11 protein-coding genes are annotated in these 16,268 nt (G+C 67.4%); 5 read left to right on the top strand and 6 right to left on the bottom strand.

Going from position 1 to position 16,268, the window contains the following annotated elements; translation table 11 throughout:
• Positions 1 to 4: 4 nt before the first annotated feature.
• The gene (gene clpB / locus SPI01S_RS08415) at positions 5 to 2,584 is read right to left on the bottom strand and encodes an ATP-dependent chaperone ClpB (protein WP_066721108.1); all 2,580 of its coding nucleotides are present in this window, start codon (positions 2,582 to 2,584) and stop codon (positions 5 to 7) included.
• A 260-nt stretch (positions 2,585 to 2,844) separates the two neighbouring features.
• On the opposite strand from clpB, the gene SPI01S_RS08410 reads away from it, so the two are divergent.
• On the top strand, positions 2,845 to 5,154 hold the full coding sequence (locus SPI01S_RS08410) for a TonB-dependent receptor domain-containing protein (RefSeq protein ID WP_157084613.1): 2,310 nt from the start codon (positions 2,845 to 2,847) through the stop codon (positions 5,152 to 5,154).
• Positions 5,155 to 5,208: 54 nt separating this feature from the next.
• Here the strand turns inward: SPI01S_RS08410 and SPI01S_RS08405 are convergent, their stop codons facing one another.
• The 3 genes from SPI01S_RS08405 to SPI01S_RS08395 all read right to left on the bottom strand — a co-directional run bounded on the left by SPI01S_RS08405 (position 5,209) and on the right by SPI01S_RS08395 (position 6,826).
• Complete coding sequence (locus tag SPI01S_RS08405; protein ID WP_066721104.1) at positions 5,209 to 5,436, bottom strand: hypothetical protein; 228 nt, start codon at positions 5,434 to 5,436, stop codon at positions 5,209 to 5,211.
• Positions 5,436 to 6,386 (bottom strand): aldo/keto reductase, encoded by a 951-nt coding sequence (locus tag SPI01S_RS08400; protein WP_066721101.1) that lies wholly within the window; start codon positions 6,384 to 6,386, stop codon positions 5,436 to 5,438. Before SPI01S_RS08400 ends, SPI01S_RS08405 begins: the two co-directional genes overlap by 1 nt.
• Before the next feature lie 206 nt (positions 6,387 to 6,592).
• Positions 6,593 to 6,826, bottom strand: coding sequence for a hypothetical protein (locus SPI01S_RS08395; RefSeq protein ID WP_066721097.1), 234 nt, complete (start codon positions 6,824 to 6,826; stop codon positions 6,593 to 6,595).
• Between the two features lie 115 nt (positions 6,827 to 6,941).
• Here SPI01S_RS08395 and SPI01S_RS08390 point away from each other — a divergent pair, with 115 nt between their 5' ends.
• The 4 genes from SPI01S_RS08390 (at position 6,942) to metH (ending at position 12,705) form a co-directional block, all read left to right on the top strand.
• A complete protein-coding gene (locus SPI01S_RS08390; RefSeq protein WP_066721093.1) occupies positions 6,942 to 7,892 on the top strand; it encodes an ArsR/SmtB family transcription factor in 951 nt (316 codons plus the stop codon).
• Positions 7,893 to 7,906: 14 nt separating this feature from the next.
• Positions 7,907 to 8,806, top strand: coding sequence for a methylenetetrahydrofolate reductase (gene metF / locus SPI01S_RS08385; protein ID WP_066721090.1), 900 nt, complete (start codon positions 7,907 to 7,909; stop codon positions 8,804 to 8,806).
• Positions 8,807 to 8,938: 132 nt separating this feature from the next.
• Complete coding sequence (locus SPI01S_RS08380) at positions 8,939 to 9,985, top strand: homocysteine S-methyltransferase family protein (RefSeq protein WP_066721087.1); 1,047 nt, start codon at positions 8,939 to 8,941, stop codon at positions 9,983 to 9,985.
• Positions 9,986 to 10,104: 119 nt separating this feature from the next.
• Entirely contained in the window at positions 10,105 to 12,705 is a 2,601-nt protein-coding gene (gene metH / locus SPI01S_RS08375; RefSeq protein WP_066721083.1) for a methionine synthase, read from the top strand.
• A 19-nt stretch (positions 12,706 to 12,724) separates the two neighbouring features.
• Here metH and SPI01S_RS08370 read toward each other — a convergent pair whose 3' ends face one another.
• A complete protein-coding gene (locus SPI01S_RS08370) occupies positions 12,725 to 14,656 on the bottom strand; it encodes a TonB-dependent receptor plug domain-containing protein (protein WP_066721080.1) in 1,932 nt (643 codons plus the stop codon).
• A gap of 262 nt (positions 14,657 to 14,918) precedes the next feature.
• Entirely contained in the window at positions 14,919 to 16,103 is a 1,185-nt protein-coding gene (locus SPI01S_RS08365) for a BaiN/RdsA family NAD(P)/FAD-dependent oxidoreductase (protein WP_066721077.1), read from the bottom strand.
• Positions 16,104 to 16,268 lie beyond the last annotated feature (165 nt).

Here is a 16,268-nt window from a genome sequence, read left to right as displayed (position 1 = left end):
TCTTTCACGCAACGCGCAACGTCAGCGCCCCGTCGCCTTCGTCGACATGCACCGTCGATCCGTCCTTCACTTCCCCGCGCAGGATCAGGTCCGCCAGCGGATCCTGCAGGTAGCGCTGCACCGCCCGCTTGAGCGGCCGTGCACCGTACACCGGATCATAGCCCACCCGGCCCAGCCACTCGCGCGCCGCCGGCGTCAGGTCGATCGTCACCTTGCGGTCCTTGAGCAGCTTGCCCACGCGGCCGACCTGGATGTCGACGATCGGCGCCATATGGTCCGCGCCAAGCCGGTGGAACAGGATGATCTCGTCCAGCCGGTTGAGGAATTCGGGCCGGAAATGCGCCCGCACCACGTCCATCACCTGCGGCTCGACCTCCTCTACCGGCTGGCCGTCGGCCAGGTTGGTGAGGAACTGGCTGCCCAGGTTCGAGGTGAGGATCACGATCGTGTTTGAGAAATCCACCATGCGGCCCTGGCCGTCGGTCAGGCGGCCGTCGTCGAGCACCTGGAGGAGGATGTTGAACACGTCGCCATGCGCCTTCTCCACCTCGTCGAACAGCACCACCTGATAGGGGCGCCGGCGCACCGCCTCGGTGAGCACGCCGCCCTCTTCATAACCGACATAGCCCGGAGGGGCGCCGATCAGCCGCGCGACCGCGTGCTTCTCCATGAATTCGCTCATGTCGATGCGCACCATCGCGTTGGGATCGTCGAACAGGAACTCGGCGAGCGCCTTGGTCAGCTCGGTCTTGCCCACGCCCGTCGGGCCGAGGAAGAGGAACGAGCCCAAAGGCCGGTTCGGATCCTGCAGCCCAGCGCGGCTCCGGCGCACGGCGGTGGAGACTGCCTTTACCGCATCGGCCTGGCCGATCACCCGCTTGCCCAGCTGCTCCTCCATGTGGAGCAGTTTCTCGCGCTCGCCCTCCAGCATCCGTTCCATCGGAATGCCGGTCCAGCGCGCGACCACGCCGGCGATGTCGTCCGCGGTCACTTCCTCGCGCAGCATCGCGCCCTTGGTGACGTTCTGCGCCTCGTCGAGCTGGCGGGTGAGCTGGGGGATCACGCCGTAGGACAGCTCGCCGGCACGTGCGAGGTCGCCGCCACGCTGCGCCTGTTCCAGTTCCAGTCGCGCCTGGTCGAGCTGGCCCTTGAGCACCGCCTCGGCGTTGATCTTGTCCTTCTCCGCCTGCCAGCGCGTGGTCAGCTCGGCCGATTGCTGTTCGAGATTGGCGAGATCCTCCTCCAGCGTGGCGAGCCGGTCGCGCGAGGCTTCGTCGGTCTCGCGCTTCAGCGCCTCGCGCTCGATCTTGAGCTGGATGATCCGCCGGTCGAGCGTCTCGATCTCCTCGGGCTTGCTCTCCACTTCCATGCGGATGCGGCTGGCGGCCTCGTCCATCAGGTCGATCGCCTTGTCGGGCAGGAAGCGGTCGGCGATGTAGCGGTTGGAGAGCGTGGCCGCCGCGACGATCGCCGCATCGGTGATCCGCACGCCGTGGTGCAGCTCATACTTCTCCTTGAGACCGCGCAGGATCGAGATCGTGTCCTCGACCGTGGGCTCGCCGACGAACACCGGCTGGAACCGCCGCTGGAGCGCGGGGTCCTTCTCGACATGCTTCTGATACTCGTCGAGCGTGGTCGCGCCGATGCAGTGCAACTCGCCGCGCGCGAGCGCGGGCTTGAGCAGATTGCCGGCGTCCATCGCGCCTTCGGCTTTCCCAGCGCCGATCAGCGTGTGCATCTCGTCGATGAACAGTACGACATGGCCCTCGGCGGCCTTCACCTCGTCGAGCACGCCCTTCAGGCGCTCCTCGAACTCGCCGCGATACTTCGCGCCGGCGATCAGCGACCCCATGTCGAGGGCCATCAGCGTGCGGTCCTTCAGCGTATCGGGCACGTCGCCATTGGCGATGCGCAGCGCGAGCCCCTCGGCGATCGCGGTCTTGCCGACGCCGGGCTCGCCGATCAGCACCGGGTTGTTCTTGGTGCGGCGGGCGAGGATCTGGATGGTGCGGCGGATTTCCTCGTCGCGGCCGATCACCGGATCGAGCTTGCCGGCGCGCGCCGCCTCGGTCAGGTCGCGGGCGAACTTCTTGAGCGCATCATACCGGTCTTCCGCGGACGCGGTGTCGGCGGTACGGCCGCCGCGCATGGCGTTGATCGCAGTGTTGAGCGCCTCGGGCTTCGCATTCGCGGCCTGCAGCGCCTTGCCGGCGGCGGTGTTGAGGCTCAGCGCCAGCGCGACCAGCAGCCGCTCGACGGTGACGAAGCTGTCGCCCGCCTTGGCACCGATCGTCTCGGCCTGGTCGAGCACACGGACGAGGTCATTGTCGAGGCCCGGGGTCGATTGCGCGCCCGAACCGCTGACGGACGGGATCTTCGACAGCGCGAGGTCGGTCTCGCTCAGCGCGCGCTTGGCGTCGCCGCCCGCCGCCTGGATCAGGCCGCTGGCCATGCCCTGCTCGTCCTCGAGCAGCGCCTTCAGCAGGTGTTCGGGGCTGATCCGCTGGTGGTTCATGCGGATCGCCACGGTCTGCGCCGATTGCAGGAAGCCTTTGGCGCGGTCGGTGAATTTTTCGAGGTTCATGCCTGATCCCTGTTCGAATGTGACCAGCAGATAGTGTTGCAAATTCGCAACACAAGAGGGGACTCTTGCGTGCCTTGCGATCCCTGCACCCGCCAAGGAATACCGGAAATGCGGAGTTTTCCGAGCGTTAACCGCGGCGTCACCGAAATGTCGCGGAAGCGCCGCGATTCTGCAATCGGAACAGCCCGATGTTGCAACGCAGCGCGCGTAGCGGCCGCAAAGCACGGGGCGAGGGGTCCGGTGCTTTCCCAAGGGGATTCATGCGCATGCGCATCCGTATGCTTGCCGCCGGCCTGCTTGCCGGCACGTCGCTCTTCACCGCCGGCGCCGCCTTCGCGCAAACCGCACCCGCCGCCACCCTCGTCGACGACACCGCCCCGCAGAGCGGCGGCGACGAGATCGTGGTGATCGGCAAGGGCGAAACCCGCCAGATCCAGACCCTCACCCAGAGCGACATCGCGCTGCTCGCCCCGGGCACCAGCCCGCTCAAGGCTATCGAGAAGCTGCCGGGCGTGAATTTCCAGGGTGCGGACCCGTTCGGTTCCTATGAATGGGCCGGCCGTATCTCGATCCGCAGCTTCAACCAGAACCAGCTCGGCTATACGCTGGACGGCATCCCGCTCGGCGACGCGAGCTACGGCAACGTCAACGGCCTGCACATCAGCCGCGCAATCATCAGCGAGAACATCGCCGAGACGCGGGTGGCGCAGGGCTCGGGATCAATCGATACCCAGGCGACCAACAATCTCGGCGGCACGCTGGAGTTCCTGTCGAGCGACCCCAGGGAGAAGCTGGGCGCCGAACTGAACGCCACCGGCGGTAGCGACAGCTTCTGGCGCCTGTTCGGCCGCATCGATACGGGCGAGCTGACGCCGGGCGGCACCCGTGCCTATGTGTCCTACCTCCACTCGGATACTGATAAGTGGAAGGGCTGGGGCTCGCAGCGCATCAACCAGGTCAATGCCAAGGTCGTAACCCCGCTTACCCTCGAGCTGCGCGCCGTCGGCACCTTCGACTTTTCGGATCGTCGCGAGAACGACTATCAGGACATGTCGCTCGATATGATCAAGCGGCTGGGCTACAACTGGGACAATATCTCGAACGACTACGCCAAGGCGATCCTGGTTTCCGATATCGGCGCGAACAACGGCTATACGGGCGTCACGCCGACCAATCCGGGTGCGGGCAAGGTCTACCCGGCGCCGTTCCTGAACCCCGACGATGCCTATTACAATGCAGCGGGCCTGCGCCGCGACTATCTGGGTTCGCTCGGCGTCGAGACGACCGGCAGTTCGTCGATCCACGGCGCGCTCAAGGGCTATTACCACAGCAACCACGGCCAGGGACTCTGGTACACGCCCTATCTCGCCTCGCCGGGCGGCGTGCCGATGTCGCTGCGCACCACCGAATATGACATCCGGCGCGGCGGGGTGTTCGGCAATGTCGGCACCAAGATCGGGATGCACGACGTGACCGTCGGCGGTTGGTACGAGCGGAACGACTTCCGCCAGGCGCGCCGCTTCTACGCGCTGTCCAGCCGCACCAACCCCGGCCGCGACAGTCTGTCGTTCCAGAGCGATCCGTTCGCGACCCAGTGGTACTGGAAGTACCAGACCGACACCGTACAGTATTTTGTGCAGGACAAGATCGAGCTCGGCGCGCTCACCGCCAACCTGGGCTGGAAGGGCTTTGCCGTCACCAATCGCGCGACGCCGCTCGTCGCGGGCGGACTCGCCGGCGGCCGGATCAAGGTGACCGACTGGTTCCAGCCGCATGTCGGCCTGAACTACCGCGTCACCGGCAACGCCGAACTGTTTGCCGGCTTCACCCAGGTGACCCGCGCCTTCGTGTCGGCGGCGACCAGCGGTCCGTTCGCCACCACCCAGGCCGGCTTCGACGCGCTCAACAGCGGTTCGACCAAGCTGAAGCCCGAAGCCTCGGATACCTATGAAGTCGGCGGGCGCTATCGCTCGGGCATCTTCACGGGCTCGCTCGCCGGCTATTACGTCAACTTCCGCAATCGCCTGCTGGCGGTGACGACCAGCGCCGGCATCGTCGGCAACCCGGCGATCCTGCAGAATGTCGGCGACGCGCGCTCGGTCGGCGTCGAGGCGACGGGCGACGTGCGCCTGCCGATGGGCTTCGGGCTGTTCGCCTCGTACAGCTACAACGACTCGACCTATCGCGACGACGTCCGCACCGCGACCGCGGTGATCCCGACCAAGGGCAAGACCGTGGTCGACTCGCCCAAGCACATGCTGAAAGGCGAAGTGACCTGGTCCGGGCAGGGCTTCAATGCTCGCGTCGGTGCGAACTACATGAGCAAGCGCTACTTCACCTACACCAACGACCAGGCGGTCGATGGCCGCGTGGTGGTGGATGCAACGCTCGGCTACAAGTTCGACCTGGGTGGGCGGAAACTGGAGCTGCAGGGCAATGTCACCAATCTGTTCGACAAGAGCTATGTGTCGACGATCGGCACCAACGGGTTCGGCAACAGCGGCGACAACCAGACGCTGATGATCGGCGCGCCGCAGCAGTTCTTCCTGACGCTGAAGGTCGGCCTGTAAGCGACCGAAGGCCGAGAACGGGGCGGGGCACCAGGGTGCTCCGCCCTTTTTCGTTCAGCCGGTGACGATCGGATAGGTGATCCGCAGTTCGTCGAGCAGCTTCTCCACCGCGGCGACGTCGCCCGGTGCGCCGCTGGGCGCCAGCGACCAGTTGCAGTGCGGGTGCGTCTCGGCGTCGTAGACGCGGACCTTGCCCAGCACCGTTTTCCAGCGCCGCACCGTGCCGCCATGGCGGCGGACGAGCTGCGCCACGATACGATCGATCAGGTCTGCTGCGGTCATCAGGCCCCGGCGGCGGTCAGGCGGTCGAGCTGGTCGCGGCTGAGCGCGACGTCCCAGGCGCCGATCAGTTCGTCGAGCTGCTCGATGCTCGTCGCGCTGGCGATCGGCGCGGTGATGCCGTCCTGCGCGGCCAGCCAGGCGAGCGCGATCTGGGCGAGGGTGGCACCGGTCTCGGCCGCCACCGCGTCCATCACCGCGAGCACCGCGCCGCCCTTGCCGGCAAGCAGCTTGGCCATGCCGCCGCCGCGCACGCTCTTCGAGAGATCGGCCTCGCTGCGATACTTGCCGGTGAGAAAGCCCGAGGCGAGCCCGTAATAGGGGATCACGCCCAGATTATGGGTGATGCACAGATCCTGCAACTCGCCCTCGAACTTGCGGCGGCTGACGAGGTTGTACTCCGGCTGGAGCACGCGGAAGTGCGGCAGGCCTTCCTTCGCCGCGAGATCGAGCGCCGACTTCAGCCGCATCGCATGGAAGTTCGAAGCCCCCAGCGCGCGGATCTTGCCGGCGTCGATCAGCGCGCCGAACGCCGCGAGAACCTCCTCCTGGGGCACGTCCTCATCGTCCTGATGCGCGAAATAGAGGTCGATCGTCTCGATGCCCAGCCGCTGGAGCGACGCCTCGGCCGCCGCCGCGATGCGGGCCGGGGCCAGCTTCGCGCCGCCTTCGCCCGGCAGCATGCCGACCTTGGTCGAGATCAGCACCTGGTCGCGCTTGCCCGAGCTGCGCAGCCATTCGCCGATCACGGTTTCGGATTCGCCGCCCGTGTGGCCGGAGACCCAGGCCGAATAGACGTCGGCGGTATCGATCATCACCCCGCCGCGCTCGGCGAAGCGATCGAGGATGCGGAAGCTGGCGGCCTTGTCGGCGGTCCAGCCGAAGACATTGCCGCCCAGCACGAGCGGCGCGATTTCGAGGCCCGAGGCGCCGAGGTGGCGAAGATGCGGCATGGGTGGTCTCCGAAGCGAGGGAAAGAATCATACCAGGGCGTATTGAGACTGGCTCATCTGCCCGCGATCGTCATCCCGGCGAAAGCCGGGATCCATTGGGGCCTCCGTGTTGGCGCCTGCTGCCACCCAGAGGCGACTGGATCCCGGCTTTCGCCGGGAGGACAGGGCCCTGAGAACGGAGGCCGTCCGTCACCGCGCGATCGGCATCAGTCGGTGATCTCGTTGCCCGCCGGGCCGCTCCCGTTCGAATAGGCGCTTTCGGCATTGGCGAAGGCGGCGTCCTCGGCGGCGTTCACGTCGGCGACGGCCTCGCCCATCGTGTTGCTGTCGCCGGCCATCGCCTCATTGGCTTCGGCGGCCTCGTTCTTCGCCTTGTTGCCGCAGGCCGACAGGCCGGTGAGCGCCAGCGCGGCGACGGGGAGGAGGAGAAGCTTGCGCATGGGAGATCGTTCCTTCACGGGGTTTGGGCCGGGCTAGCCAGAGGCGCAAACGCACGCAACCGCGCAGCGATGCGTTGACCTGATATAAAGATATCTTTATATCTCTATCCCGCCCATGACAGAACCCCTCGCCATCTTCCGCGCGCTCGCGGATTCGACCCGGTTGCGCATCGTCGCGCTGCTGCGGGCGATGGAGCTGAGCGTCGGTGAACTGGCGCAGGTGCTGGGGCAGAGCCAGCCGCGGGTCTCGCGCCATGTGAAGATCCTGTGCGATGCAGGGATCGCCGAGCGGCGCAAGGAAGGCAGCTGGGTGTTCGTGGCGCTCGGCCGTCGGGCGGTGACCGCGCCCGTGCTGGCGGCGCTCGACGCGTGGGAGCTGGCGGGCGACCCCTGGGTGATCGCCGACCAGGCCAGACTGGCGGCGGTGCGCGCCGATCGCGCGTCGGCGGCGGAGGCCTGGTTCGAGAGCAATGCCGGCCAGTGGGATGCGATCCGATCGCTCCATGTCGCGGAAAGCGAAGTCGAGGCGGCAATGGCGGCGGCGCTGGGCGACGGCTCGCTGGGCACGCTGGTCGATATCGGCACCGGCACGGGACGGATGCTCGAGCTGTTCGGGCCGCGCTCGGCCCAGGCGCTCGGCATCGATCGCTCGTCCGAAATGCTGCGGCTCGCGCGCGCCAAGCTGGCGGACCTCGGCCATGCCGAACTGCGCCAGGCGGATCTCTATGCGCTGCCCCTGCCGGACGGCGCTGCGGATACTGCTATATTGCATCATGTCCTCCATTTCGCGCAGCAACCGGCGGCCGCGATCGGCGAGGCGGGGCGGGTGCTCGGGGCCGGCGGGCGGCTGCTGATCGTCGATTTCGCGCCGCACGAGCGCGAAGAGCTGCGCACCCGCGATGCGCATGCGCGACTGGGATTTTCGGACGAGCAGATGCTCGGCTGGTTCGATCGCGCCGGGCTCGCCCCGGTGCAGGTGCAGACGCTGGAAGGCGGGGCACTGACGGTGAAATTATGGCTCGGTCGCAAGACCGGCGAGAGCGTGAAAAAGGTGAAGGCGGCATGACGATCGTAGACCCCATGGCACCGCCCCTGTTCGCCGATGTGGCGGGCGACGTGGCGGTGAGCTTCGAATTCTTCCCGCCCAAGACCGAGAAGATGGAAGAGACGCTGTGGCAGTCGATCGAGACGCTGTCGCCGCTCGGGCCGCGCTTCGTCAGCGTCACCTATGGGGCGGGCGGCACCACGCGCGAGCGCACCCATGCGACCGTGTCGCGGATCGCCCGCGAGACGCCGCTGGCCGCCGCCGCGCATCTCACCTGCGTCGAGGCGACGCGCGAGGAGATCGACCAGATCGCCGAGGAATATTGGGCGGCGGGCGTGCGGCACATCGTCGCGCTGCGCGGCGATCCGCCCCGCGCCGGCGAGAAGTATCGCACCCATCCCGGCGGCTATGAGAATGCGGCGGACCTGGTCGCGGGCCTGCGCCGGCTGCACCCGTTCGAGATTTCGGTGAGCGCCTATCCGGAATGCCACCCGGATTCGCCGAGCCCCGAGGCCGATCTCGACAACCTCAAGCGCAAGATCGACGCCGGCGCCAACCGCGCGATCACCCAGTTCTTCTTCGAGGCCGAAACCTTCCTGCGCTTCCGCGACCGTGCGGCGGCGGCAGGGATCGACGCCGAGATCGTGCCCGGCATCATGCCGGTGATGAACTATGCCAGCGTCGTGAAGATGTCGGCGATGTGCGGCACCGACGTGCCGGCCTGGATGGAAAAGCTGTTCGAAGGGCTCGACGAGCATCCTTCGGCGCGCCAGCTGGTCACGGCGACGCTGACGGCCGAGCTGTGCCGCAAGCTCTATGCCGGCGGCGTGCGGCAGTTCCACTTCTACACGCTCAACCGCGCGGAGCTGAGCTACGCGATCTGCCATCTGCTGGGGCTTCGCCCGCGGCAGCAGGCGGCGATCGCGGCGGCGTAACTGATCATAAGCCCCTCCTCCTGGGAGGAGGGGTTGGGGGTGGAGGGATGCCAGACCCTTGGTTGGTCTCGGTGAGACACAGCCCCACCCCAACCCCTCCCCTGAAGGGGAGGGGCTAAAGGAGCGAATGACATGACTGCACGCGAGAAACTGCTGGGCGAAGCCGCCAAGCGTATCCTGATCACCGACGGCGCGTTCGGCACCGAGATCCAGAACTGGAAGCTCGACGAGGCCGCCTATGCCGGCACCCTCGGCCTTGCCCATGACCAGAAGGGCAACAACGACATCCTCGCGCTGACCAAGCCCGAGGTGCCGGCGAGCATCCACCGCGCCTATTTCGAAGCCGGGGCCGACATCGCCGAGACCAACACCTTCTCCGCCAACCGGATCAGCCAGGCCGATTACGGCGCCGAGCATCTGGTGCGCGAAATCAACATCGAGAGCGCGAAGCTCGCCCGCCAGATCGCCGACGAGTTCGAGGCGAAGGACGGCCGCCCGCGCTTCGTCGCCGGCGCCCTGGGCCCGACCAACAAGACGCTGTCGCTCAGCCCGGACGTCAACGATCCCGGCTATCGCGAGATCGACTTCGACTATCTCAAGGACGTGTACCGCGAGCAGATCGACGCGCTGGTCGAAGGCGGCGTGGATTTCGTGCTGATCGAGACGGTGTTCGACACGCTCAACGCCAAGGCCGGCATCATGGCGGCGATCGAGGCGGGCGAGGCGCTGGGCCGCGACCTGCCGATCATGCTGTCGATGACGCTGACCGACCTGTCCGGCCGCAACCTGTCCGGCCACACGGTCGAGGCGTTCTGGGCGGCGGTGCGGCATGCGCGGCCGGTGACGATCGGGCTCAACTGCTCGTTCGGCGCCGAGCAGCTGCGCCCGCACGTCAAGACACTGTCGGCGCTGTGCGACACGCTGATCATGGTCTATCCCAACGCCGGCCTGCCCAACGAACTGGGCGCCTATGACGAGATGCCGGCAACCACCGCCGGCCTCGTCAAGGAATGGGCGGATGCGGGGCAGGTGAACATCCTCGGCGGCTGCTGCGGCTCGACCCCGGCGCATATCGGCGCGATCGCCAAGGCGGTGCAGGGGCTCACCCCGCGCGCCATCCCGACGCCCGAAGTGCGCACGCGACTGGCCGGCCTCGAGCCGTTCACCATGGCGGCGTAAGGCCGAAAAGCTGGGAGAGGGGCCGGACGACGCCCTTCTTCTCCACGCGACCAACGACACACTGCCCTCTCCCCGGCCCTCTCCCCGATGGGGAGAGGGAGAGAAAAAGAACCCAGATCATGACCACGCCTTCCTCCACCAACTTCGTCAATATCGGCGAGCGCACCAACGTCACCGGATCGGCCCGCTTCAAGAAGCTGGTGATGGCCGGCGACTATCCCGCCGCGGTCGAGGTCGCGCGCCAGCAGGTCGAGAACGGCGCGCAGGTGATCGACGTCAACATGGACGAGGGCCTGCTCGACGCGATCGAGGCGATGACCACCTTCCTCAAGCTGATCGCCGCCGAGCCGGACATCGCCCGCGTGCCGGTGATGATCGACAGCTCGAAGTGGGACGTGATCGAGGCGGGTCTGAAGTGCGTCTCGGGCAAGCCGATCGTCAACTCGATCAGCATGAAGGAAGGCGAGGAGGCGTTCCTGTATCATGCCCGCAAGTGCATGGCGTACGGCGCCGCCGTGGTGGTGATGGCGTTCGACGAGGTGGGGCAGGCGGACACGCAAGCGCGTAAGGTCGAGATCTGCGAGCGCGCCTACAAGCTGCTCACCGGCATCGGCTTCCCGCCGGAAGACATCATCTTCGATCCCAACGTGTTCGCGGTGGCGACGGGCATCGAGGAGCACAATAATTACGGCGTCGACTTCATCGAGGCGTGCCGCGAGATCAAGAAGCGCTGCCCGCACGTCCATATCTCGGGCGGCCTGTCGAACCTGTCGTTCAGCTTCCGCGGCAACGAGCCAGTGCGCCGGGCGATGCACAGCGTGTTCCTCTATCACGCGATCCCCGCCGGCATGGACATGGCGATCGTCAACGCCGGCCAGCTCGACGTGTACGACGCGATCGACCCCGAGCTGCGCGTGGCGTGCGAGGACGTGGTGCTCAACCGCGATCCCGAGGCCGGCGACCGGCTGGTCGCGCTCGCGGAGAAGTATCGCGGCACCGATGCGGTGGCGGAAAAGCAGGCGGCCGAATGGCGCAGCTGGCCGGTCGCCAAGCGGCTCGAGCATGCGCTGGTCAAGGGCATCGACGCGCATGTCGTCGAGGATACCGAGGAATGCCGCCTGATCTTCGCGCGGCCGATCGAGGTGATCGAAGGCCCGCTGATGGACGGCATGAACGTCGTCGGCGACCTGTTCGGATCGGGCAAGATGTTCCTGCCGCAGGTGGTCAAGTCCGCCCGCGTGATGAAGAAGGCCGTCGCCCACCTGCTCCCCTATATCGAGGCGGAGAAGGAAGAAGGCGCCAAGGGCAAGGGCAAGATCGTGCTCGCCACGGTGAAGGGCGACGTCCACGATATCGGCAAGAACATCGTCGGCGTCGTGCTCCAGTGCAACGGCTTCGACGTGGTCGATCTGGGCGTGATGGTGCCCTGGTCGAACATCCTGAAGGCCGCGGTGGACGAGGATGCGGACATGATCGGCCTGTCCGGCCTGATCACCCCGAGCCTCGACGAGATGGTCACCGTCGCGGAGGAGATGCAGCGCGCGGGCATGACGATGCCGTTGCTGATCGGCGGTGCCACCACCAGCCGCGTCCACACCGCGCTGCGCATCGACCCGGCCTATACCGGGCCGGTGGTCCATGTGCTCGACGCCAGCCGCGCGGTGGGCGTGGCGACCGCGCTCGTCTCCGATACCCAGCGCGATCCGTACGTCACCAAGATCGCCGACGAATATGAGCATGTCCGCGTCACCCGCGCCGGCAAGGGCCAGAGCGCGCTGCTGCCGCTGGAGGACGCTCGCGCCAATGCGTTCGAGGCGGACATGACGCTCAAGCCGGGCAAGCCGCGCATGCCGGGCGTGCATAGCTTCGACGACTGGGATCTGAAGGACCTGCGCGACTATATCGACTGGACGCCCTTCTTCCGCGCCTGGGAGCTGGCGGGCAACTATCCGGCGATCCTGACCGACGAAGTGGTCGGCGAGAGCGCGACCTCGCTGTTCGCCGATGCCCAGAAGATGCTCGACAAGCTGATCGCCGAGCGCTGGCTCACCGCGCGCGGCGTCGCCGGGCTGTGGCCGTGCCGGCGCGAGGGCGACGACGTGATCGTGCATCTCGAGGACGAGAACCATGTCCGCCTGCCGTTCCTGCGCCAGCAGATCGCCAAGCGCGAGGGCCGGGCGAACATGTGCCTGGCCGACTTCATCGATCATGACGGCGACTGGATCGGCGGCTTCGCAGTCTCGATCCACGGCATCGAACCGCACCTCGCCCGCTTCAAGGCGGCGATCGACGATTATTCCGACATCCTCCTCAAGGCGCTGGCCGATCGCCTCGCCGAAGCCTTTGCCGAGCGGCTCCACAAGTTCGTCCGCACCGCGCTGTGGGGCTATGCCGAGGGCGAGCAGCTCGACAACGAGGCGCTGGTCCGCGAGCAGTATCGCGGCATCCGCCCGGCACCGGGCTATCCGGCGTGCCCCGAGCACAGCCTCAAGCCGATCCTGTTCGACCTGCTGGGTGCCCACAAGCGCACCGGCATCAGCCTCACCGAAAGCTTCGCGATGCTGCCGACGGCGGCGGTGTCGGGCTTTTATTTCGGTCACCCCCAGGCCGAATATTTCGGCGTCGCGCGCGTCGGGCCGGACCAGCTCAAGGATTACGCGGTGCGCCGCGGGATCAGCGAGGAGCTGGCGACGCGCTACCTCCGGCCGAACCTGGACTGATCGACGCCGCCGGGCGCTCCTACAGCGTCCGGCGGATCTGCACGTAGAGATACTGCCCGCGCCGCTGGACGCGCCGCTCGCGGTAGAGCAGCGGCGAGGCGTTGCGATCGGCGGTATAGACGTCGCGGTCGTAGATACGCGCGGGATTGTTGATATTGCTCGCATCGAGCCGGATCGCCAGCCGCTTGCTCGGCTTCCAGATGCCGTAGATCTCGAAGCTCGGTTCGATCTCGGTCGTGCGGAACTCGTCGATCCGGTAGAGCCGCGTCCCCGGCTGGCCGCAGCTGCCATATACGCCATAGGTGAAGCGGCCGCCGAACAGGTCCTGGCTGAAGCTGCCGCTGCAGGTGAACGGCACTTCGTTGGTGTAGCGCCGTCGCTCCGCAGTCAGCGGATCGGTGACGTGGCTGCGCACCACCGCCGCATTGGCGCGCAGCCGTGCATTCTTGATGCCGAGCTTGTCGAACGGCAGCGTCAGCGTGCCCGACAGCGTGTCGCGCGTGCCGGTGCCGATATTGCCGATCGCATCGAACCCGCCCTCCAGCGGGATATAATCGATGACGTTGCGCGTCGCCTCGTGCTTGGCGCCCAGTTCCAGCGCGCCCTTGCCCCAGAAACGGTGCTCGACGACGGCTTCGACCGTCAGTGTCTGCTCGGGCACCAGATCGCCGTTGCCGGCGCGGACGGTGCCGAGGTTGATCTCGGTCGCCGCGACGAAATCGGAGAAATCCAGCTGGCTGACGCTCTGCTCCACCCGCAGCCGCAGCTGGTCGCGGCGGGTGGGGCGCAGGGTCAGCTGCACGCGCGGCTTGGGATAGAAGAAGGAGCGGGCGCGGTTGCTGTCGGCATCGGCGGCGATGCGCGAGACCTCGGCGCGCATGCCGGCTTCCAGCGTCACGCTGGCGGCGGGCTGCCACCGCGCCAGCCCGAACAGCTCGCCGCGCACCTCGCTGACGAACACGCTCTGGTCCGGCAGCGGCACGGGCTCCCCCGCTTCGGCATAGGCGGTGCGGTTGTCGAGGAAGTTGTAGGCGATCTCGCCGCCGCCCTCGAGCGAGAGCCTCTTGTCCGCCTTGTGGCGCAGGATCGTGCGGAGCACGGATTCGCCGGTGCGCGACTGCTGGCCGAAGGTCGAGGCGAAGCTGCCGATCTGGGTGTCCGAATCATAGCCGACATGGCCCAGCCGCTGGAGCGCGATCACCTCCACTTCGCTCTTCTGGCCGAGCGACCGCGTCCAGTTGGCGCCGAGTTCGCCCTTCCACTGGTGCGTGATGTCGGTCGCACGCGTATCGCTGCCGCTGCCTTCCAGCGTCGTCGCGGTGAAGCTGGTAGGGTAGTCGATATAGTCGAACCGCCCGTTGACCGTCAGCAGCCCCCCGCCGGCCGCGCGCTGGATCGAGGATCGCAGCGTCGCCGTCCGGAAGCGGTCCCACAGATCGAGCGACTGGCGAACCAGCAGATTGCCGGCGGCATCGCGGCGGACGCGGTTGCCCTGCGCGGTGCCGCTGGTGCGATCGCTGACCAGCTCGAGCGAGACTTCGTCGCGGCGATCGCCGTCGCGCCGCGCATATTGCAGCGTCACGTCGGGGCCGACATAGCCGTCGCGGTAGATATAGCTCTGGAAGTTGATCAGCTTCTCGGTCGCCGCCGTCCGCTTCAGCACCACGTTGGCGATCACCGCGCGGCCCTGCATGTCGATGCCGGGCGCGCCGCCGCGGATCAGCTCGATACGGGCTACGCTGCCGGCGCTGATCCGGCGCAGGATCTCGCCGAGACCGTCGGTCTTCGAGGCGGGCGGCTTGCTGTCGATCAGCACGTTGCCGGTGTTGCCGGCAATCCCGCGCGCATCGCCATTGCCGATGTCGAGCGTGAAGCCGGGCAGGCGCTGCACCATGTCCAGCGCCGTCGGCAGTGCGGTGTTGGCGAAGAATTCGGGTCCGTAGACCAGCACCCCCGAAGCAGGCGGCGTTCCGGCGGAGGTCCCAGCAGGATCAGCCTGCTGCTGTCCGAACGCGGTGACAGGGCAGGCCAGTGCGGCGGCCGCCAAAACGCACCTGACTTTCATTCGACTCGGAATGTCCCCCCAGGATCAACAAGATAGTTGCTCCTTGCAACAAGTCTGGCCGAACCGGCGCAAGCTTTGCAAACGAAAACGGGGTGTTAAGCAACTTTCCGCGGACGTACGTGGTGTCGGCGCAACACATGGCGAAGCGTTACAGCGCCTGCGCTGCCGCCCACCCGCTCGCCCATGCCCATTGGAAGTTGTAGCCGCCCAGCCAGCCGGTGACGTCCACCGCCTCGCCGATCGCGTAGAGGCCGGGCACGCGACGCGCTTCCATGGTCTGCGAGGAGAGGTCGGCGGTGCTGATCCCGCCGACGGTCACCTCGGCCTTGGCGAAACCCTCGGTGCCGTTGGGGGTGAAGGGCCAGGACGCGAGTTGCGCTTCGGCCTGTTCCAGCAGCGCGTCGCGGCAATTGCCGATCTCGCTGGGCAGGGCCACGCGTTCGGCCAGCGTGGTGGCCAGGCGCTCGGGCAGCTGGCGGTTCAGCAGGCTGCGCAAGCCGAGGCGGGGCTCGGTCCGCTTGGCGTTGCGGAGCCAGCCCTTGGGCTGATCGGGCAGGAAGTCGATCGCGATCCCCTCGCCGTGCCGCCAGTACGACGACACCTGCAGGATCGCGGGGCCCGAAAGGCCGCGATGGGTGAACAGCGCCGCCTCGCGAAACGCCGTCTTTCCCGCGCGGGCCGCGACAGGGGTGGAGACGCCCGAGAGGTCGCGGAACAAGGCCTGATCGGGGCCGAGGGTGAGGGGCACGAGGGCGGGGCGCGGCTCGACCACCTTCAGCCCGAAGCGGCGGGCGAGATCATAGGCGAAGCCGGTCGCGCCGAGCTTCGGGATCGCCGGGCCGCCGGTTGCGATGACGAGCGCGGGCGCTTCGGCCACGCCCTTGCTGGTGGTCACGCGGAAGCGCCCATCGGCGTGGTCGACATCGGTGATCGCAGCGCCGAGCTGGACCGTCACGCCGCCCATCGCGCATTCGCCCAGCAGCAGGTCGACGATCTGGCGGGCGGACCCGTCGCAGAACAGCTGGCCCAGCGTCTTCTCGTGCCAGGCGATGCCGTGCCGCTCGACCAGCGCGAGGAAATCCTGCGCGGTATAGCGGCCGAGCGCCGACTTGGCGAAATGCGGATTGGCGGAAAGATAGCGATCGGGCGCGGTGCCGAGATTGGTGAAGTTGCACCGCCCGCCGCCGGAGATCAGGATCTTCTTGCCCGGCGCCTCGGCATGATCGAGCAGCAGGACCTTGCGGCCGCGCTGGCCCGCCATGGCGGCGCAGAACAGGCCCGCCGCGCCGGCGCCGAGGAGGATTGCGTCATGGGTGCCGAGGGAAGGGGGCATGGTCGCGCGATAGCGGGGTTTGGCGGGCCGGGATAGCAAAACGCCGCCGGGGCTGCCGGCGGCGTTGTACTGTCTGCGTTGACGTAAGTCCCCCTCACCCTTCCCACCGCTTCCGGCGGCGGGCCCCTTCCCTCTCCCACAGGGGGAGAGGGAGTTGCGATCCCT

It is taken from the genome of Sphingomonas pituitosa NBRC 102491 (assembly GCF_001598435.1).
GTDB lineage: Bacteria > Pseudomonadota > Alphaproteobacteria > Sphingomonadales > Sphingomonadaceae > Sphingomonas > Sphingomonas pituitosa.
Note: the sequence above shows the minus strand (reverse complement) of the source record. Positions and strands in the feature narration are given on the sequence as shown.